Origin of the sequence: Edaphobacter bradus, assembly GCF_025685645.1 — a bacterium.
Classification (GTDB): Bacteria; Acidobacteriota; Terriglobia; order Terriglobales; family Acidobacteriaceae; genus Edaphobacter; species Edaphobacter bradus.
Genome location: NZ_JAGSYF010000002.1, coordinates 800,178 through 818,808 on the forward strand (window position 1 = coordinate 800,178; position 18,631 = coordinate 818,808).

General features: G+C 60.3%; 18 protein-coding genes. 9 read left to right on the forward strand and 9 right to left on the reverse strand.

Going from position 1 to position 18,631, the window contains the following annotated elements; translation table 11 throughout:
• Positions 1-39: 39 nt before the first annotated feature.
• Positions 40-438 (forward strand): hypothetical protein, encoded by a 399-nt coding sequence (locus tag OHL16_RS09330; RefSeq protein ID WP_263366842.1) that lies wholly within the window; start codon positions 40-42, stop codon positions 436-438.
• Between the two features lie 186 nt (positions 439-624).
• On the opposite strand, the gene OHL16_RS09335 is transcribed toward OHL16_RS09330, so the two are convergent.
• The 5 genes from OHL16_RS09335 to OHL16_RS09355 all read right to left on the reverse strand — a co-directional run bounded on the left by OHL16_RS09335 (position 625) and on the right by OHL16_RS09355 (position 6,583).
• Positions 625-1,686, reverse strand: coding sequence for a DUF3500 domain-containing protein (locus OHL16_RS09335; protein WP_263366843.1), 1,062 nt, complete (start codon positions 1,684-1,686; stop codon positions 625-627).
• Positions 1,687-1,828: 142 nt separating this feature from the next.
• Positions 1,829-3,586: a cellulase family glycosylhydrolase gene (locus OHL16_RS09340; protein WP_263366844.1), complete on the reverse strand. Its 1,758-nt coding sequence runs from the start codon at positions 3,584-3,586 to the stop codon at positions 1,829-1,831.
• 502 nt (positions 3,587-4,088) lie between these two features.
• On the reverse strand, positions 4,089-4,769 hold the full coding sequence (locus OHL16_RS09345) for a PEP-CTERM sorting domain-containing protein (protein WP_263366845.1): 681 nt from the start codon (positions 4,767-4,769) through the stop codon (positions 4,089-4,091).
• A 250-nt stretch (positions 4,770-5,019) separates the two neighbouring features.
• Positions 5,020-5,619 (reverse strand): SRPBCC family protein, encoded by a 600-nt coding sequence (locus tag OHL16_RS09350; protein WP_263366846.1) that lies wholly within the window; start codon positions 5,617-5,619, stop codon positions 5,020-5,022.
• Positions 5,620-5,674: 55 nt separating this feature from the next.
• The gene (locus OHL16_RS09355; protein WP_263366847.1) at positions 5,675-6,583 is read right to left on the reverse strand and encodes an NADP-dependent oxidoreductase; all 909 of its coding nucleotides are present in this window, start codon (positions 6,581-6,583) and stop codon (positions 5,675-5,677) included.
• Positions 6,584-6,738: 155 nt separating this feature from the next.
• On the opposite strand from OHL16_RS09355, the gene OHL16_RS09360 reads away from it, so the two are divergent.
• Both OHL16_RS09360 and OHL16_RS09365 read left to right on the forward strand, forming a co-directional pair.
• A complete protein-coding gene (locus OHL16_RS09360; RefSeq protein ID WP_263366848.1) occupies positions 6,739-7,053 on the forward strand; it encodes a PadR family transcriptional regulator in 315 nt (104 codons plus the stop codon).
• A gap of 178 nt (positions 7,054-7,231) precedes the next feature.
• The gene (locus OHL16_RS09365) at positions 7,232-7,681 is read left to right on the forward strand and encodes a hypothetical protein (protein WP_263366849.1); all 450 of its coding nucleotides are present in this window, start codon (positions 7,232-7,234) and stop codon (positions 7,679-7,681) included.
• 36 nt (positions 7,682-7,717) lie between these two features.
• Here the strand turns inward: OHL16_RS09365 and OHL16_RS09370 are convergent, their stop codons facing one another.
• From OHL16_RS09370 to thrS, 3 genes are all read right to left on the reverse strand, one after another.
• Positions 7,718-8,224 (reverse strand): SRPBCC family protein, encoded by a 507-nt coding sequence (locus tag OHL16_RS09370; RefSeq protein WP_263366850.1) that lies wholly within the window; start codon positions 8,222-8,224, stop codon positions 7,718-7,720.
• Between the two features lie 154 nt (positions 8,225-8,378).
• Positions 8,379-8,852, reverse strand: coding sequence for an SRPBCC family protein (locus OHL16_RS09375; RefSeq protein WP_263366851.1), 474 nt, complete (start codon positions 8,850-8,852; stop codon positions 8,379-8,381).
• A 2-nt stretch (positions 8,853-8,854) separates the two neighbouring features.
• The gene (gene thrS / locus OHL16_RS09380) at positions 8,855-10,915 is read right to left on the reverse strand and encodes a threonine--tRNA ligase (protein WP_263366852.1); all 2,061 of its coding nucleotides are present in this window, start codon (positions 10,913-10,915) and stop codon (positions 8,855-8,857) included.
• A gap of 171 nt (positions 10,916-11,086) precedes the next feature.
• On the opposite strand from thrS, the gene OHL16_RS09385 reads away from it, so the two are divergent.
• From OHL16_RS09385 to OHL16_RS09410, 6 genes are all read left to right on the forward strand, one after another.
• Positions 11,087-11,335, forward strand: coding sequence for a hypothetical protein (locus tag OHL16_RS09385; protein WP_263366853.1), 249 nt, complete (start codon positions 11,087-11,089; stop codon positions 11,333-11,335).
• A 933-nt stretch (positions 11,336-12,268) separates the two neighbouring features.
• Positions 12,269-12,556, forward strand: coding sequence for a hypothetical protein (locus tag OHL16_RS09390; protein ID WP_263366854.1), 288 nt, complete (start codon positions 12,269-12,271; stop codon positions 12,554-12,556).
• A gap of 748 nt (positions 12,557-13,304) precedes the next feature.
• Positions 13,305-14,798 (forward strand): bifunctional folylpolyglutamate synthase/dihydrofolate synthase, encoded by a 1,494-nt coding sequence (locus OHL16_RS09395; protein WP_263366855.1) that lies wholly within the window; start codon positions 13,305-13,307, stop codon positions 14,796-14,798.
• A complete protein-coding gene (locus OHL16_RS09400; RefSeq protein WP_263366856.1) occupies positions 14,795-15,604 on the forward strand; it encodes a lysophospholipid acyltransferase family protein in 810 nt (269 codons plus the stop codon). Before OHL16_RS09395 ends, OHL16_RS09400 begins: the two co-directional genes overlap by 4 nt.
• Positions 15,605-16,032: 428 nt before the next feature.
• Positions 16,033-16,773: a hypothetical protein gene (locus tag OHL16_RS09405; protein WP_263366857.1), complete on the forward strand. Its 741-nt coding sequence runs from the start codon at positions 16,033-16,035 to the stop codon at positions 16,771-16,773.
• 98 nt (positions 16,774-16,871) lie between these two features.
• Positions 16,872-17,543 carry a hypothetical protein gene (locus OHL16_RS09410; protein ID WP_263366858.1) on the forward strand — a complete coding sequence of 224 codons (672 nt, stop codon included), beginning with the start codon at positions 16,872-16,874 and terminating at the stop codon, positions 17,541-17,543.
• A gap of 156 nt (positions 17,544-17,699) precedes the next feature.
• Here the strand turns inward: OHL16_RS09410 and OHL16_RS09415 are convergent, their stop codons facing one another.
• Positions 17,700-18,563: an SDR family NAD(P)-dependent oxidoreductase gene (locus OHL16_RS09415; protein WP_263366859.1), complete on the reverse strand. Its 864-nt coding sequence runs from the start codon at positions 18,561-18,563 to the stop codon at positions 17,700-17,702.
• Positions 18,564-18,631 lie beyond the last annotated feature (68 nt).

Consider the following 18,631-nt stretch of genomic DNA (forward strand, 5'->3'; position numbering starts at 1 on the left):
ACAACCACTTAATTCTCAATGAAAGATGAGGTCTATTTCATGATCGGAGAAAAGATCGGCGAAACCACAGGCAAAAGATTAGTCAGGCGCGTTCTTTCCGTCGACCCACCTACTGCAGAAGTCTCGTTTGAAGACAGCGGCCAGTTGCTCGGCGTTTCCACCACAGGGATTGGCTCCTATACGTCGTCCGTCCGTCCGGATGGCTCCCTCTTTGGCCACGGCCAGGGAATGAACACGACCTCGGATGGCGAGGCCGTCACCTGGACGGGAACGGGCGTGGGCCATTTCGGCCCCGGTGGAACAGTGAGCTACCGTGGCATGCTATTTTTCCGGACAACGTCCCAGAGGCTTGCCCGTCTCAACAACGCCTGCGGGGCTTTCGAATACGAGGTAGACACCACTGGCGCCACAGTCTCAAAGATCTGGGAGTGGAAGTAGGGCCAGAGTTGTCAGGGCTGCACCGATTCCTGCGGTAAATCGTAGGTTCGAATGCAAAAGGTCCGCCCATCTCATTAACGGGAACATCAGACCACGGCCGCTTATGGCGCGGCCGCGGTTCCCGTACAACAGTCACGGGACCTTTACCAGAGATTCCGGCTCTCAGCGCAACCTGTTTTGGCGGTTCTACTTCTTCTGGTGACTGGCCTGGTAGTGCTGCTGGAGCAGGTCTTCGCCAAAGTCGCCGGTGAAGTCGCGCCACACGGAGTGGATGTGGTTGGCGTTGTCCTGCGTGTCGTCTAATTCAATGAGGAAAGAGGGTGTCTGAACGCGGTAATAGTGCTGGTCGCCTCGATTGATGCCCCCGGACCAGGCGAAGTAGATATTTCTGCCGGCCTTGTTGATCTGCGATACCCGGCCATCGGCAAGCTCATCGGGCACGTTGCGGGCGTATTCTTCCATGAGGGCCATGAGCGCGTCGAATTGGTTGGCGTTCATCCTGGAAGCGGAGAGGCCAGACGGCTGGCCCTGAATCGCCGCCTTCCGGCTGGCCGCGGTCAGAATGTCCGCATAGGCGGTTGGGTCCACGATCGCGACTTTCTGCTGCTGTTCATCGAGGGTACGGATCAGCTCGATGCCAAGATCATCCTCCCCGGCCAGGGTGCGCAGGCCCTTCCGCGACCCTTGCCGCACTTCGGCAGGGTTGGCGCCGAAGAAGCTCGGACCATCGATAGCCTTACCATTCACTACGGTGTAGTTCTGGCTGAGGTGGTGGCCCTCGACCCGGTAGCCCCACATGCCGCTGTCGGAGGGAGTGCCGAACACCGAGAAATAGTACTTTTCCGGGTTGCGATGCTCGCCGCTGTCGCTCTCTATGATCCTGAGCACATCTTCCAGGCTCATGATCGTCACGGCCTTGATGTAGCCAGTCTGGCTCAGCCCGGCCGCCAGCAACGCGCTGGCGAGGTGCTTCTGATAGGGTGTCATCTCAATCAGTGGCAGGCCCTTGCGCTCCTTCGGGATGAAGTGCCAATTCATGCGCTCGCCGGAATCGAACGGCAATGTCGCTTTGCCGCGCTGATTGGCATTGAGCGCGGCGAGAAAGCGGTTAGCGCAATCGGTCATGAGCGATGCTGCATGGACGCGGTGCGGATGGATCTGATCAGCGCGGCTATCGACCCAGCCAAGCACACCGGCTCCTGCGAGCGCGGCGGACGAACAGAGGAACGATCGGCGTTTCATCGACATGAATTCCCCCTTCATGCACGCGTGGCCCATCCATGTCGCAGTCTTACCGCGACATGGATGGGAGCGTAAACCGCCGGACACCTCACCGCAACCTTTGCACTCCTCGCGTAGCCTTAGCCACCTTTGCGTTCGCCTTTGCCGTTTACCCGCAAAGCCCACCATTCAGATAGAACTTCACCGGCTGCCGGTTCGCCCCGCGATAGCTCGTCTGCACCACGATGCCGGCGACGCTCCCGCCTGCCGGAATGACCTCATTCGCACCCGTGTTCGTCATCTCGACCGTGTCGCCGCTCTGGAGGAACCGCGCGTTGCGGGCCTCCTCGACCTGCTGCGTGCCGCCATACTCCCAGAGCAGCGTCCAGCCGGCGATCGGCCTGCCCGAGAGGTTCTCGATCTCGATCACTCCCGTCGCGCCATAGCCAGTATCGGCAACATTGCGATAGCTGACGTGACACGCAGCCGGGCTTCCCGCATTCGCAACTCCGTGCGCAGGCGCCTCGTACGCCGCCTGACGCACGACGCCCCCACCCACGCGCTCTCCATAAGCAGGTTGCGGTGCGGCATACGCAGGCTGCGGTGCAGCATAAGCCGGCTGGTACGCCACCTGAGTCTGGCTCTGCACCCGCAAAACTGCAGGCGTCAAAGGCCGCGGCGAAAGGGCAGGGGACTCAAGCCCCGCCAGAAGCTGCATCTTCAGCGGATTCGCCGCAACCAGGCTGTAGTCCGAGCTCAGCAGACCGTTCGCGTCCTCTCCATTCAGCGCCCACGAGCTCCAGCTCAGCTCAGGGTTCCTCCCCAGAAACGCGACCAGCGCCCCGAACCACTGTCCCTCCGAACCCGGCGCGCTGCCGCTGATGTCCTCCGTCCTGTTCGTCGTCCCGAACTCGCCCAGCCACACCGGAGCGATACCCTCCCGGCTCACATACGCCCAGTGCCTGTCCCACACGTTCTCCAGGCTCGCCGGGGTCGTCTCCGCGTTGAACCACTTCTGCTGGTACTCGTTCGGCCCATAGCTGTGCGCCGAATAGACCAGCTGCCTCGGGACCGCCAGCCGCACCGGCGCGCGCCGGACGCCCTCAAGGTTTCCGCCCCACCAGTAGAAGTCGTTGTTGTACGCATCGACGCCTTCGACAAACACGATCAGCCGCGGATTCACCCGCAGCACCGCATCGCCGCCGCGCTCTGCCGCCAGCCGCCAGTCACGCTCGCCCCCGCAGCCCCAGCACGCTCCGCCCGAGTTCGCATTGTGCGGCTCGTTCCGCAGATCGACGCCAATCACCGTCGAGTTGCCCAGATAGCGTCGCGCCAGCCGCTGCCAGTCCGCGATCCACGCCTGCTCCGGATACTCCGCCGTATACCAGAGCCCGCTCGCCTCCGCGCTGTCGCCGGCCTCCGAGCGGTGATTGTCCAGAATCACTTTCAGTCCGAGCTTCCCGGCCTCTTCAACGATCCGGTCCAGGATCTCAAGCGAGGTCAAACCGCGAAGGTCCATGTTGATTGGCCCGTGATCGTTCTCAAAGCTGATTGCCTCGGGGACCACAGGGCTCTCCACCATCTGGCTGGAGAAGGGAATCCGCACCGTGTTGAAGCCGTTCTCGCGGATCGTGCGCAGGATGGCGCGGTAGTCCTGCTGGGTCAGCCCGCCCGGGACCTGGCGCACCGTCTCAAGCCCATACCAGTTGATGCCCTGAATGCGCACCGTCCGGTTCTGCTGGTCGAGGATGAGGTTTCCGCTCGTATGCCAGTACCCGCTGTCCGGAGCGCGAACCGCCGCCTCAACGACGTGGGCATGCCCGGGAACCGCGTGGCTTGCAACCCGAACCGTTGTAGCCGGCGAAACTTGAAACGCAGAAACAACCACCGCAAAGAAGTGAAGGAGAAAGGAATAAATACTGCTCACAGGATGCTCCATTTCCGCCGATTGTCAGTTGGGCTTTCGAATCACGTCATGTTGTTCGCTCGAAAGCCGCTCCATCGGCCACTGGCTCAGCCACGTCCCTCCAAATGGTCATCTACCTTACTACCGAGGTAACTAGGCTGCCCGATTAAGAGGTAATCACCGCCTTATTACTTTGACAACAGAATTTAGGCAAAAATTTGCCTAATCAAAATCAATTCGGGAAGACACTCGCCTCGAAAACACAGTCTTTTGACAACACACACAGATGATTTTCTTGGGAAACGACTGGGGCAATCCGCTAAAAACGCAAGATACCAAAGGATTTCGCGGAAGATTCGATGCTCTCGACCTGGGAGAAATTGTTACAAGATGTTAATTACTATGGTAATAATCAGGAAAAATAAGCTTTCAAAGAAATAGGCCTTGCATTAAGTCAGGTGATGCATTGCGCGAGCCCGACCTGCAACCTCAAGCTCGCGCAAGTTGTAACCTCTACGACCAACTACGAGGCGCGACGGCGACGCGCAACCTTGACCACACCGGAGAGTCCCGTAAGAAGAAACACAACCGTACTCGGCTCAGGCGTCGGCGTGGGCGTCCCGCCGCCGCCACCCGGAGGAGGCTGATCTCCTCCACCACCTGGCGGTACATTCGGGGGCGTCTTGCCGCCCGGGGGGAAACCGCTGCCGCCAATCGGAGGCGCAGAAGGGAAGCCGGGATACGACGGCGACACGCCGCCAGGAAACACCGGGGGCGGATACGACTGAAGGAGGCCGCCGTCGTTGCCCTGAGCCAGATCAATCGGCTCCGCAGTATCCTGCGCAAAGATGAAGTCCGGCATGGCTACAGGCTCAAGATCTCCGCCATCAGGCTCGTCCAGCGGAAGGTCACCGCAGGAGAGTGTGAACTTCTTCAGCATCTCGGACCGCGACATCCTCGGGCGCAGATGACGCGCCGGCAGAACTTTGGGCTTTGCAGGCGTCGTCGTCGGCTTCTTCAATGCAGCAATCTTGCGGTGGGCATAGCGGTGCATCCGGCGATGAGCCGCGGCTGCCCGTTTCACGGTGGGCGAGTGCTTCAGCGAGTTCTTATAGTCAGTCAGCCACTTCTCACAGTCCGTCGAGGCGTGTACGCCCTTCGCGGCGGTGATGCTAACCAGAAAGAGAACCAAGACATAAGCCAAGCGACGCATGCAGTGTACCCAGGGTCCTGAGCGGGGTGAGCCCGCTCGTAATTCAAACTATGCCCTGAATACAGCAATTCGGTGGCCACTTTTAGAAGCCGCTTAGGGCAACTCCATTTCCCCTAAAGTGCTGCAAAATTGTGCAATCTCGCAAAACAAGGGGAAAGGGTTTTCCACGTTGCGTGTGTAATGAAATGCACAGTTGCAGTCTTAGTTAACCCCTCCGCCGGCTCGCAATAAGGCGGTCAATTCAGGCGCGTCGCGCCGCCATCTTACGGCCCTTCGTCGAATGGCTGGTGGATGCCGGCCAGACTGGCGGGGCCTCAGGAGCTTTGGGCGCCTCAGGAACTTCAGCACGCGGAGCAGCCTCGGGAATCGGCGCCTTCTCAGCTAACGGCTCCAGATAACGCTTCCACGCATCCGACTCTGCAACCTGCTTCAGGATCAGATTGCGGTCCTTCAACTGCGAGAGGAGATACCGGGCCAGCAACGGTGCCATCACGGCTCTGCGCAGCTCCGGGCGGGCCTCAAACCTCACCAGGTCCCGCACCCGCGTGCCGTCATCGACCGCTGTGAAGTGGTGCTCATGTTCCAGTCTTCCGAATACGCCGCTCTCAAGGACCTCAAGAAAGTAAGCGAAGGGCCGTAACACCTCGATGCGGGTCACATAGTTGAGTTCGATCCGCAACAAGCGCCCCGGCCACCGCAGCTTATCTCCCGGCTTCAGCCCACCCGTTCCCGCCTCGCGCTGCGTGCCTGTCAGGTCCGCGTGAAACCCTGCGCTCGTTGCGAGCCGGTAGCATCGCTCTACCGGTGCATCCACCCAGATCGACAGTTGAATCGTCTTCATAGCCCCTACCCATCCGGAACCGAGGTGCTGTCAAAGATCCATCAAAACCAATCCATTAGGCAAGCAAAAGAACTTTTCCTATCCCGCCATTCTCCGCGGCGGCCTGCGCGCTCGCAGCCTCGCTCAGCGGAACCCTGCGGCCAATCGGGAGCGCCAACCGCCCAGCCGCAACCGCCTCGGCCACCGCCAGCATCGAAGCAGGGTCCGGCGCTGAAGAAACCATCTCAACCTTCACCGTCGGGTAAAGCTTCGCGTTCTCCGGAGGCCCGACGACGGTCGCAAACACCCCGCCCGGCCTCACCTTTCCAAGCATACTCTCTGCAACTTGGCCTCCAACCGTATCGGCCACAGCATCGACTATCCCCAGCCGCCGCATGTCGGCCTCGTCATCCAGCGCCAGGACCTCATCGGCTCCCAGCAACGCAGCCTCTCTGGCCCGCGCCCCGCGGACCGCGGCAATCACCGCAGCCCCGGCCTGCTTCGCGTAAAACACCGCAACGCGGCCCACGTATCCCAGCGCCCCGGTCACTACCAGCCTCTGGCCAGCCTGAACCTTCGCTCCCCGCGAGATAATCTGCTCGCCCGTATTGCTGATGACCGCCAGAGCAGCGGCGTCCACCAGGTCCAGATTCGCCGGAGCCTTCGCCACACCCTCGATACCGGCGGCAATCAGCTCCGCGTAGCACGCGCCTGCACGGCCAAAGACCTTGTCCCCGACAGCGAACCCCGTCACTCCCGGCCCCACAGCGCTCACCACGCCGGAGAAGTCATAGCCCAGAATCACCGGAAACTCCAGCGGCATAAACGCCTTCATGGCTCCGCTGCGCAGCTTGTAATCAATAGGATTGATGCCCGCGGCAGCGGTCTGCACGAGCACCTGCCCCGCCCCCGCCACCGGATCGGCCCACTCCTCCAACTTCAGTTTTTCCGGACCACCATACTCCCGCAGAACAACAGCCTTCAAAGTTGCACCTCAGTTTTCTAGATGCTAAGTCAGATGCGGAAAGCCGCAGATCCGCCACCCGCCACACAGAAAAATTCAAGAAGCAGCTCTCTCCCACGCCTGCGTTTGCCAAAACGTCTTGACAAAGCAAAGTCTATATATATAGATTTCTGACCGTGGCACACACGATTCGCTTATCGGCTCAGACTAGAATCTTGTTGTCCGCACTTTTGGAGCGCGCCAGCCAATGGCGTTATGGGTACGACCTGAGCAGAGAAACCGGCTTGAAAGCCGGAACCCTATACCCCATCCTCATGCGTCTCAGCGATGCCGAGTGGCTGGAGACGCGATGGGAGGAATCGAGCGTACCCGGCCGGCCGCCCCGGCATATGTATCGCCTGACACAGGACGGTCGATCGGGGGCCCGCGCCGCAACGAAAGACGCGTCCGTGCCTGCACGTCTGACGCGTCCGATCTGCAACGAGGTCTGACGACGTGCCCGAGACTCTTCTCACACGGATACGCACAAAAGCTCAGTCGTGGTTGAAGCGGGCCATGAATGCGCTTCCGAAGGAACAGCGGGAGTGGGGACGTGCAGTGGTCTCGGAGCTCGACGGAATAAGTGGCTTTTGGCCACGCTTGGAATGGATCGTAGGAGGGATGACGGCTATGTCGAACGCAACCCTACGCAACATAGTGACTGGTGCCTGGCGCAAACATCCTGGCCAGGAACCGCCTTACACAACAGCAGTGGGGATTGGATTCATTCTGCTGTTGATACCTTTCTATTTTGTTTGCGCATGCCTGCTCAATCAGTGGGGCATCGGTTGGTTCTTTACGCCAATCGAGCATTGGCTCTCACGCCCCGGACAGGCCGCAGCATTCAACATCATCTCGCCCATCGTGCTGCTGGGCACACTGGCTTCCTGTGTCCTGTTGAATCTGGCGGCCTTGGTAAGCGTCGGCCGGGAGGAAGAGGCGGGTGAGCGGATCAGGGTAGTTAAGCTGAGGGTGAGATCCTGGAACCTGGCTGCAATTGGACTCGGCCTCGTGCTCACAGGACTCCTGCTAGGGTACGCGTTTATTGAGAACTTCGGAGCCAGCGGCCATCTGGGATGATGGAGTCCAACAGCTGCGGTTAGCAAGAACCTGGCCTTACTCCTTCGCGCACACTTGCGGCTCTTTTCCCTCACCCAGATACCGCGTCCACTCCCCGTTCTCGGCGACCTGCCGCAGCAGCGTCTGCCTGTCCCGAAGCATCTCCGTAATGCGAGGCACAAAATATTGGCGGCCCACCCACCGTCCCAGCCGACCCAGCGGTAGCGAGAACCGCACCGACTCGGTCATGAGGACCTGCCCACTGATCTCCGTGAAGTGATGTTCATGCTGAAACCGCTTGAAGCGGCCCCGCGTCATCGTCGCCAGCAGCAGAGTCAGCGGCTCATAGCGCGTGATGACGCTCTCGTGCACCACCGGCAGCCCGAACTTCCACCCAACCCACACGATGCGATCGCCCTCCACGACCTGGCCCGAGCTGCGCGTCGAGCTGGAATCAAGAATGCGCAGCCGCACCGTCCGACGTACCAGCTCAAGATCGGCCGCCAGCAGAAAACACCGCTCCAGCGGAGCCCTGATATGAACACAATCCCGCACAACAAACACGCGGCGGCAATCCCCCTTGCTTTCACGAAGGACACATCTCTACTCTTCTGTTGCCCCACTCTCGCACACAAGCGGCAGGATTTGCTATCTAAATTTCAGCCTCGAAAACTGCCTTGCTTAAGGGCGCGGCTTTAGCCGCTGAGGTACGTTTCGATTACTGAAGGTAGCGCCGCCACCGATCCGACTCCGCAACTTGTTTGATCATTGCATTTCGCTCAACAAGAAAGTCGTGCATGTAATTCCGCAAAACCAACCACTCCGCCAATCTTCCGAGCAAGCCCAAAGGAGCCGCAAACTCCAGCACATCCCGCATCACTGTCTCGCCATCCGACTCAGCAAAGTGATGCTCATGACGAAAGCTCCTAAAGATTCCCGCCGTCATCTCGTCACAGAAGAATGACGGAGGCTCATAGCTCACAATTTTGCTCGTGTGACGCACCCGAAGACCAAAGTGCCGCCCCTCCCACGTCACCGACTCACCCGCGCCAATCAGCCCATGCGTCACTCCAGCAATAGCGCGTTCCCGTGTTCGTGCCGTAGTGTTCATGACCAGATCGATATTTAGCGAGAGCAGAAAGCACCGCAGCGCAGGCGCAGCGATCCGCGTCTCCAGCCGGATCGTCTGCATCGCTACAGCGCCACTCCACGGCTCTCAACCAATCCCTTAGCCCGCTCCAAAAACGCTGTCAGCGCCACACTCCCCTCATCTCCCTTACCCCGAGTCCTCACGCTCACCGCCTCGCTCGCCGCTTCCTTGTCCCCCATCACCAGCACGAACGGAACCTTCTGCAGCGTGAACTCGCGAATCTTCGCATTCATCTTCTCGTTGCGGGCATCGAGCTCCACGCGCAAGCCAGCAGCCTCAAGCTGCTTCTTAACCCGCGAAGCATACTCAAGGTGCTTCTCCGAGATCGGCACCAGCCCCACCTGCACCGGAGCCAGCCACAGCGGAAACGCCCCCGCGTAATGTTCAATCAGCACGCCAAAAAATCTCTCCACGCTGCCGAACAGCGCGCGATGCACCATCACCGGCTGATGCCTCTCGCCGTCCTCGCCCGTGTACTCCAGCTCGAACCGCGCCGGCAGATTGAAGTCGAACTGCACCGTCGAGAGCTGCCATAGCCGCCCCAGCACATCCACCAGCTTGATGTCGATCTTCGGCCCGTAGAACGCAGCCTCGCCCGGAATCTCCTTATACGGAATCCCCTTCGCCGTCAGCACCTTCTTCAGCGACCCCGCCGCAAACTCCCAGTTCTCATCCGAGCCCACATAGCTCTTTCTTTCCTTCGGGTCCCACGTCGAAAGCTCGATCTTGAACTCAGCGAACCCGAAGGTCTTCAACACGCTCTCGGCAAACTCCACACAATCCGCGATCTCGCCTTCAATCTGCTCCGGCGTGCAGAAGATATGCGCGTCGTCCTGCGTAAAGCCGCGCACGCGCAGCAGTCCGTGCATCGTGCCCGACCGCTCATAGCGGTACACATTCCCCAGCTCCGCATACCTAGCCGGCAGGTCGCGATAGCTCTTCGGCGAGTTCTTATAAATAAGGATGTGGCCCGGGCAGTTCATCGGCTTCAGCCTGTACTCCGCGTCGTCCAGCTCCATCGGCGGATACATATTCTGCGAGTAGAACCCCTCATGCCCCGAGATCTTCCACAGCTCGCGACGCATGATGTGCGGCGTGAAGACCATCTCGTAGCCGCGCCGGATGCACTCATCGCGCATCCAGTCCTCCATCGTCTTACGGATCAGCCCGCCCTTCGGATGCCAGAAGATAAGCCCCGCTCCCGCGACCTCCTGGATGCTGAACAGATCAAGCTGCTTGCCCAGCACGCGATGGTCGCGCGCCTTGATCTCCTCCAGCCGCTTGAAGTGCGCGGCCATATCCTTGTCATTGAAGAACGCCGTGCCATACACGCGCTGCAGCTGAGGATTCTTCTCGTCGCCCAGCCAGTACGCCCCGGCGATCGACGTCACCTTGAACGCCTTCACCCTTCCCGTCGAAGGCACATGCGGCCCGCGGCAGAAGTCCGTGAAGCCGCCGTTGCGATACAGCGAGATCTCATCGCCCGGCTTCGTGAACTTCTCAATGAAGTGAACCTTCATGAACTCGCCCTGCGCCGAGTAGTCCGTCAAGCCCTTCTCGCGCGACTCCTCCACGCGCACGAACCTCTCGTCGCGCGCCACCACCTCGGCCATGCGAGCCTCAATCGCCGCGAGGTCGCTCTCGGTAAAGGGAGTCTCGCGATAAACGTCGTAGAAGAACCCCGAGTCCGTCGCCGGCCCATGCCCCAGCTTCGTCTCCGGAAACAGCTCCAGAATCGCCGTCGCCATCACATGCGCCGCCGAGTGCCTGACCACCTTCAGCGAGGCCTCGTCGGTCTCCTTCAGCAGCTCCAGCGCAACGTCCTCCGTCAGCGGAGCCGCCAGGTCCACCAGGCTCTCGCCTGACTCTGCCGCCCCATACATCGCAGCCTCCGACCCCTGCTCCTCAGCCACAGAACTGGGTGCCCCATCCTTCGCAGTCTCATCGCGAAGGGTGGGATTCGTCAGCGTCTTCACTCTCGCCACCACTACCGCAGCGGCCAGCCGCGGCGAGATGCTCATCGCAATGTCATAAGGAGTCGTCCCGCGCGCAACCTCGCGCACGGAGCCATCAGGAAGCTGAATCTTGATCTGCTGTTCACTCATAAGGGCCTATCGCTCTAAGCATATTTCCTTTGCTCTCACTGCACCAACTTTCTGCCCCGCGTTCGCATCCAAAACAAGAGCACCCAGGCCTGTTCCTCACCCTTCGGCATAGCGAAGATCACAGATGGGCCATCACGCCAGTTAACCGACACACCGTATCAACGAGGCTCCATGCAGGTTCTTTGCAAACCGTCCGATAGCTCCGCCGACCTTTACTGCCCGATCTGCGGCCGCGGCTTTCTGCTCTACTGGGAACGCTCCAGCCGCGATCAGCAGGAAGTGACCCTCCCCGAGATTCAGCAGACCGTTCGCGACCATCACTCCGGCGACGGTCACCCTGAGGCCGCCTTCAACATTCCCAGCTGGCCCGGCCTGCCGCAGTTCTCCGCCGCCGCGCTCCTCGGAGGAGCTACCTTCTAACCTCTCCGTATTACCACTCGGAGAACCGCGCTCTTCTCAGACAGCGCCAGAAGATTTAGTTTGGTGCGCACGGTGGAAAGTAGGCCAGCCCTGCTAATGGGTGTGTTCACGTTTCCCGCGATGGCGTGTTCGGATTGTCGAAAACAGCGTGAGACAACATGCGCAGCAAACTGTCTGGAACACCGGAGGGTGTTGGTCATGGCAGAGAGCCGTATGGCGTATTTCTCCCGATCTCTTATGGCGTGGATCGAAATTGGGATCGAAACTCAAATGGCGATTCGAAGATGTCCCAATCATTTTCAGAGACCGAGAACCTAGCTGCCACGACCGGGAATCGCCTTCCTTCGGATGCCAAAATCTTGATGTTGTCCGGCGCAATGGCCTTACCAAGGAGAACCTCTAGATGCCGGATTTCATCGGGAGTAGGTGACACCATCTCAAGACCGTGAAAAGCGCGCGGAACAGCCAAGTAATCCACGCCCAGAAAGGCAACATCAAGGTTGGTGCGGAAGCATGGTGATTTTTCCGTCGCAGGTGCCTTCGGACTACGAATCAGGAGTTGCCCATATTTCCTTTACCCGCCCCACACCAACTCTTCTTGCCTCTGCGGCCTTTGCGAAACCTTCGCGGCCTTTGCGAAACCTTCGCGGCCTTTGCGAAACCTTCGCGCCCTTTGCGTTCGCAGTTGCCTTTGTTGTTTTTCTGGCTGTCATTCCGTAGCGCATCAGCCTGCCCTGAGCGAAGCCGAAGGGGAAGGAATCCGCTTTGACCGTACGTTTACATATCCCCACGAACTGTCACTTCTGTTGTATTGGCTTTTTTCGATCAAACGTTTTACTTTGGAACATCCTCATGCGGCGGCAGCCCTCCCATCCATGAGCAACTTCCGATGACGAAAGGCCGGGCCCCCGCGGTTCGCGACAACAATCCGTAATGCAGGTTCTCCTCAAGAAGGCCGATTCGACCCACGATATTCAGTGCAGCATCTGTAACCAGGGCTTCCGCCTCTATTGGGAGCGCACCTCGCCCGCCGAGCGCGCCACCATGCGCGCCATCGTCGGGGCCGAGCTCCGCCATCAGCACACCACCGACCAGACAGCATCGGCCCACCCCGACGCTCCTTTCAACATGCCAGACTGGGCCGGCCCGCCTCAATATTCAGGCGCCGCCCTGCTCGGGGGCCATACCGGCCTCCACCGCACAGTCCGCAGCAGCCGCTAGCGTCGGCAATCACTTCGAGTACAGAGAACACTACACAACCCGCTCTTCTTCCTTAGCTCGGGCCGTCCTACGACGGCCCGTTCTTTTTGTGCCGAACTCCCGGCAGGTCCAATCCACCGGCACGTAAAAAAGGGACCGCACCTCATGAGAGGACACGATCCCACAGGACAGGAAAAACGTTTTGGTGACTTACGCCGTCTTGATGGCGGCAGTTTCGGCTTCAACGTGCTGAGCCGGCATATGTTTCTTTAACCAGACATTGGCCCTCCACCGCCCAAAAAAGGGTGCCGCGGCGATAAGAAAAGCCGATACAGCCAAAGCAAGTCGCATTCTCACATCTCCTCTCTCCCCGAAGGTTGCTGCTGCCTTCAGGGCCGCGGGGCGCGGAGGTCTCTTTCTTCGGCCCCGCTCAGCCAGCGTCTCCCCACTATGCGACCAGCAAACGAGCCTCAACATCCCACCTTCTGGTCACCGCTCCAACGTTTGCGTTATATGCCCATCCCACCTTCGTGGGATAGTGCCGAAACCGTCACCCCGGAACCTTCTCGGCTACCCCCTCAAACTCCCGCCACCGCGCCACGCGCCCTTTGCGTAACTTTGCGCCTGCGTTCGGTGCCTTTGCTGTTGCCCTTGTCTTTCTGGTTGTCATCCCCGAAGAGCCTGCTCTGAGCGAAGTCGAACGGGGACCTGCTTTTGCCGTGCCGGACACCCCACACCCGCACCATCTCAGAAGCACTAGAATAACCCCATGTCCTACTCCGCGGCGGTCGATCACCTCTACGCCCTGGGCCACGAGCTAGCCCCAACCTCGCCCTCTACCCCCCGCCGCAAGTTCGACCTCGAGCACATGCGCATCCTCGCCCACGCGCTCGGCGATCCGCAGGCCACCTTCCCCTCCGTCCTGATCGCCGGAACCAACGGCAAGGGCTCGACCTCCGCCTCGCTGGCCAGCATCCTCACCGCCGCCGGCTACCGTACCGCGCTCTACACCTCCCCTCACCTCTCCCGCGTCAACGAGCGCATCCAGGTCAGCGGCACCTCCATCTCCGACGACGACTTCGCCCGCCTCTACTTCCGCGTCGACGACACCGCCCAGCGCCTCGTCCGCGAAGCCGCGCTGCCCCAACACCCCAGCTTCTTCGAGACCCTCACCGCCCTCGCCTTCGCTTATTTCGCGGAGCAACAAATCGACATCGCCATCCTCGAAGTCGGCATGGGAGGCCGCCTCGACGCCACCAACATCGTCGAGCCGCTGTTGTCGATCATCACCGACATCTCCCTCGACCACCAGGACTACCTCGGCCACACCATCGCCGAGATCGCCCGCGAGAAAGCTGGAATCCTGCGCCCCCGCGGAACCCTCATCACCATCCCCCAGCACCCCGAGGCCAACCAGGCCATCGGCGAAGTCGCCGCCACGCTCGACCTCCACGCCATCAGCGCCGCCCCCTACGTCCCCCACACTCCCATTGCCACCGATCAGGAAGATAAGAGTGTCCTGAGCGAAGCTCGGGTGCCCCATCCTTCGCAGCTTCACCGCGAAGGGTGGGAATCACAGACCCTCCCCCGCAACCGCTACTCCCTCACGCTCGCCGGCCAACCCCTCGAGATCGACTCTCCCCTTCTCGGCCAGCACCAGCAGCGCAACATCGCCCTCGCCATTGCCGCTGCAGAAGAATTACGTAACCCAATGAGTTACAAATCGTTAATAAGCAACAGTAATAGTTACAAAATCACCAACCAACAGATAGAAGAAGGTATCCGCAACACGCGCTGGCCTGGCCGTCTGGAGCTCATCCGCCTCCCCGAAGGCCCTGCGCTCATTCTCGACGTCGCCCACAACCCCGCCGGCGCCTGGACGCTCCGCGCCGCCATCTCCCAGCTCCCCGAGGAGCAGCCCCGCACCCTCCTCTTCTCCTGCCTGCGCGACAAAGACATCCGCGAGATGACCCAGATCCTCCTGCCGCTCTTCGACTCCAGCGCCGACCGCCCCCCCTCAAGATGGAAGGACCACGTCCTCTTCGCCCCCATCCACAACCCGCGCGCCGCCTCGCTCGACGATCTCCTCGCCGCCGCTCGCTCCCTCGACGTCCCCGCCACCGCCACCGCCAGCATCGAAGCCGCCCTCGCCGAGGCCCGCCGCCTCACTCCGCCGAACGGCCTGATCCTCGCCACCGGCTCCATCTACCTCGTCGGCGAACTTCGCCAGCTCGTCCTCAATGAGGTCCTCCATACCGCATGACCCCACAGGATCCTGTCATTTCGACCGAAGCGCAGCGGAGTGAACCCTCATCCGCGCCTATCCGTGAAAATCCGCGGTCGCCCCTGTTCCGCTGGCTCACCTACCTTGTCCTGATGCCGCTGATCGCCCTCTCGACGACCTTCTTCGGCTGCATCTCGCTCCTCTGCGGTCTATGGGACAAGTCCGGCCGCCAGCAGCACGGGATCGCGCACCTCTGGGCGCGCTCGCTGCTCATCCTCAGCCTCTCGCCGATCCGGCTCATCGGGGCCGAAAAGCTCCATCTCCAGGAGACCGCCGTCTACGCGGCCAACCACCTCAGCTACTACGACACCCCGGTCCTCTTCGCCAAGCTTCCCTTCCAGTTCCGCATCCTCGCCAAGCAGAGCCTCTGGAAGATCCCCTTCATCGGCTGGTACCTCCGCCACTCCGGCCAGGTTCCGGTCGATCAGTCCAGCGCGCGCAACGCCGTCGCCAGCCTCAACCGCGGAGTCCAGACCCTCAGGCACGGCCTCCCGCTGGTCATCTTCCCCGAAGGCGGCCGCACCCCGGACGGCGAGGCCAAGCCCTTCGTCTCCGGAGCGGCCTACATGGCCATCAAGGCCCAGGTTCCCATCTACCCCATCACGCTCGTCGGAACCTATGAGCTGCTCCCCATGCACACCTACCACCTCAACCCGCGCCCTCTGGCCATCATCATCGGCGACCCCATCCCCACCACCGGCCTCATCACCCGCGACGCCGACGCACTCACCCAGCGAGTCTTCGACACAATCACCGCTACCTACTTCGAGCACAGCACGAAGTAAGCACCGCCTCAGCCCACGGGCGCGTACATCATGTTGGCAGGCACTCCATACGCGCATGCACATGTCATGGGTAGGCTATGCAAGGCAACTTTTCGATCTTCCTGCCGGCCGTCATTGGGCTGGCAGTACTGCTCGTCTTCGCCTTGCTTCACCTCGACCGATCGAAGGCCATCGATCCCTCCCGGAAAGCTCCTCACTGAGGAAGATCTGCTACAGCAAACGAGGTCTCACCACTGAAAGGGCCCGACAGAAAGCCCTCGTGTACACTGTCTTCGTTTTTCAAGGCTTGCGACCGGACCACCCCTGAGGCCACCATGCTCAACGCGCAGACGTGCAGGGTATTCACCGCAGCATCTCTCCTCCTACTCGCTTCATCGCCCGCAAGATCACAGGACACACAGCTCTGCCTCTTCAACGGAGCAGGCAACATGAGCGCACCAATCCCACCCGCCGTTATCTTGTCGGCTCCGCACGGTCCACCTTTCAGAGCCATCGTAGAAACAACCTTCGACCAGAGACTCTCTGACGGAAACTCCATTCACGGCACTGTTCGGTACCACATCGCCCGCGACTCCTCCGGGAAGACCCTGCTCGAGACGCCTTTCGGCTGCTACATCGGAGACGACGGCCATCGCCATCAACAGATTCAGGTCACTGTGACTGATCCTTCAGGACAGACCACGACGCGCTGGCAAACGAACAACACGGCACTCAACATCGCAACCATCTCTCACATCACCCATTCCGATCCGCCAGAGGAGGTCAAGGCAGAGGTGAAGGCCGCAGCAGCAGCAAACGCCGACAGGATTCGGAGAGAAGTAGAAGTGGTGCAGTCCCAGACTCGCCGCGAGAGCCTCGGAAGCAGCGCCTTCCAGGGCGTCTCTGCCACTGGCACAAGAACAGTCCGAACGATTCCGGCAGGCGATGAAGGAAACACTCAGCCAATCGAGATCATCAACGAGACCTGGACATCAGGAGACCTCGGTATCACCATGAAGGCCATGAGCGATGATCCCCGGCGAGGCGGCACAACCACTGAAGTCGAAGAGATTCATCTCGGCGAACCCGACCCCGCCACGTTCTCTCCGCCACCGGGCTACACCATCAAAGAACTCACGATCAAAGAACTGAGGCCCGCCGCAACCGCAGCTCTCGTCGCCGCTCCCTAGGCATGTGCTTTCGAAATCTCGTCCGCAGCGCGGACGCATATCGGTGTTAATTTCCGTCGTCCCGGTTGCCTCACAGCAATGATCTAGAATGGCCGACCATGCTTGAGGAGAAGTACACGGCAGTTCAATTGGAAGAAGGGCGTGCCCCGGCATTGTTCAATGCGGCTGCGCTGCTGGTTTCGTTATTAGCCGGAGCCGTCGTATTTCTCCCTTTCGCACTGAACACGTCCCCCTTGGACACAGTGATGCTGAGGGTTCCAGGCAATCAAGGTAACTGGTCGCACGCGCTCGTAGGAGCACCTTTCTTTCTTGCATTTCCCATGATTTGGCTACGCCTGCGCTCGTTCCTTTCAAAGCAACTGTCCACCTCTGCAGGACGACGCTTTAGCTGGGTTGCCGTGGGCCTTTCAATCTGCGGGACGATCCTGGTTGAGGTGCCATTCCTGTTGCACCGCGCTGGAACAAGTGAATGGCAACGCCTCGCAATCATCGGTACGGGCTTTGGCATCGAGATCGCCAGCGCGATTCTTTTGTTCCGGCACCGAAGCGACATATTTCCTACCCGCGCCTGCTATGTCGGTCTCAACACCGCTTACCTTGCCAACGCGGCGCTCTGCCTGATTGTTTATAGCGCGGCGCAGGGCCCCATCCGTTCAAGGTCCGGCTGGCTGGTAACGATGGTGATCGTGTGGCCCATGGCTCTGGAACTTGCCCGGATATTCATCCAGACTTCCAGAACGCAAACCGCGCAAAACAATTTTCCCCTCTAGTGCCTTACACAGCGCGTCTTCGACATCATCACCGACACATACTTCCAACACACGCAGTGATAGCTTATCTCCTAGTCACTACTCGCAGCTTGTTACTTCCATTCTTCAGGCGCTTGACCCGAAGAATGGAAGAACCCGCAATCTTGCTGGCCCGGCCTAACGATTAATCAGATCAAGGATAGACTCCGCGTCCTCAAACACGGTCGATACCGTGAGAGCATGGAACTTTTCAGCCTCCGCCGCACGCGCGGCCTCCGCCTGCTGCACCCGCTTCTCAGCATCCACACCCAGGATCAGCCGCACGGGGACGTCGTCGCTGTTTGCCAGTTGTACAGTCAGCTCGGCGATTTTGCGCGGGTTGCCCTCCTCCCGTCCCTCGATGGTCCGTAGAAGTTTGAAAATCTGTCCAACGGAAGCCTCGTACTCGGGCAGAAACTCAGGGATGTTCTGGCCTGCTCGCCGTGCCCAGTTCGTCCGGATGCCGCCCGGCTCCAGTGTGCACACCTTGACACCAAACGGCGCAACCTCCATCGCCAGTGCGTCGCTGAACCCGCCGACAGCCCACTTTGCAGCGTGGTACGGCGTATTTCCTCCGTAGGCGAGACGCCCCCCGATCGATGAGATCTGGAAGATATGGCCGCTCTTCTGCTTTCGCATTATAGGAATCGCAGCCCGGGTCGTGTACACGACGCCGTAGAAGCAGGTGTCCACCACGGCCTTGAAGTCCTCCGCGCTCATCTGCTCAAACGGTCCCAGCTGACCATACCCCGCGTTGTTCACCAGCACATCCAGCCGGCCAAACGTATCCACGGCCAGCTTCACCGCAGCCTTTGCGGCCTCCTCATCGCGCACCTCGAGCCTCACCGGCTTCACGCGCTCCCCAAACTGAGCCACCAGCGGAGCAAGCTCCTCAGTCCGCCGCGCGCCGGCCACAACGCTGTCGCCCGCAGCCAGCGCGGCTTCGGCGATATCGCGCCCTAAACCGTTTCCACTTCCCGTAATCAACCAAACCTTCGCCATGACCAAATCCTCCTGCAGATAGGATTCATAAATGAGCAAGTGGTTGCTCATTTATTCTCGACCGGCAA

What these genes read in the sequence shown, in the direction of transcription:
- OHL16_RS09330 (WP_263366842.1), top strand. Translation starts at nt 40, where the DNA reads ATGATCGGAGAAAAGATCGGCGAAACCACAGGCAAAAGATTAGTCAGG.
- OHL16_RS09335 (WP_263366843.1), bottom strand. Translation starts at nt 1,686, where the DNA reads ATGTCGATGAAACGCCGATCGTTCCTCTGTTCGTCCGCCGCGCTCGCA.
- OHL16_RS09350 (WP_263366846.1), bottom strand. Translation starts at nt 5,619, where the DNA reads ATGAAGACGATTCAACTGTCGATCTGGGTGGATGCACCGGTAGAGCGA.
- OHL16_RS09365 (WP_263366849.1), top strand. Translation starts at nt 7,232, where the DNA reads ATGTCGAACGCAACCCTACGCAACATAGTGACTGGTGCCTGGCGCAAA.
- OHL16_RS09375 (WP_263366851.1), bottom strand. Translation starts at nt 8,852, where the DNA reads ATGCAGACGATCCGGCTGGAGACGCGGATCGCTGCGCCTGCGCTGCGG.
- thrS (WP_263366852.1), bottom strand. Translation starts at nt 10,915, where the DNA reads ATGAGTGAACAGCAGATCAAGATTCAGCTTCCTGATGGCTCCGTGCGC.
- OHL16_RS09385 (WP_263366853.1), top strand. Translation starts at nt 11,087, where the DNA reads ATGCAGGTTCTTTGCAAACCGTCCGATAGCTCCGCCGACCTTTACTGC.
- OHL16_RS09390 (WP_263366854.1), top strand. Translation starts at nt 12,269, where the DNA reads ATGCAGGTTCTCCTCAAGAAGGCCGATTCGACCCACGATATTCAGTGC.
- OHL16_RS09395 (WP_263366855.1), top strand. Translation starts at nt 13,305, where the DNA reads ATGTCCTACTCCGCGGCGGTCGATCACCTCTACGCCCTGGGCCACGAG.
- OHL16_RS09400 (WP_263366856.1), top strand. Translation starts at nt 14,795, where the DNA reads ATGACCCCACAGGATCCTGTCATTTCGACCGAAGCGCAGCGGAGTGAA.
- OHL16_RS09405 (WP_263366857.1), top strand. Translation starts at nt 16,033, where the DNA reads ATGAGCGCACCAATCCCACCCGCCGTTATCTTGTCGGCTCCGCACGGT.
- OHL16_RS09410 (WP_263366858.1), top strand. Translation starts at nt 16,872, where the DNA reads ATGCTTGAGGAGAAGTACACGGCAGTTCAATTGGAAGAAGGGCGTGCC.
- OHL16_RS09415 (WP_263366859.1), bottom strand. Translation starts at nt 18,563, where the DNA reads ATGGCGAAGGTTTGGTTGATTACGGGAAGTGGAAACGGTTTAGGGCGC.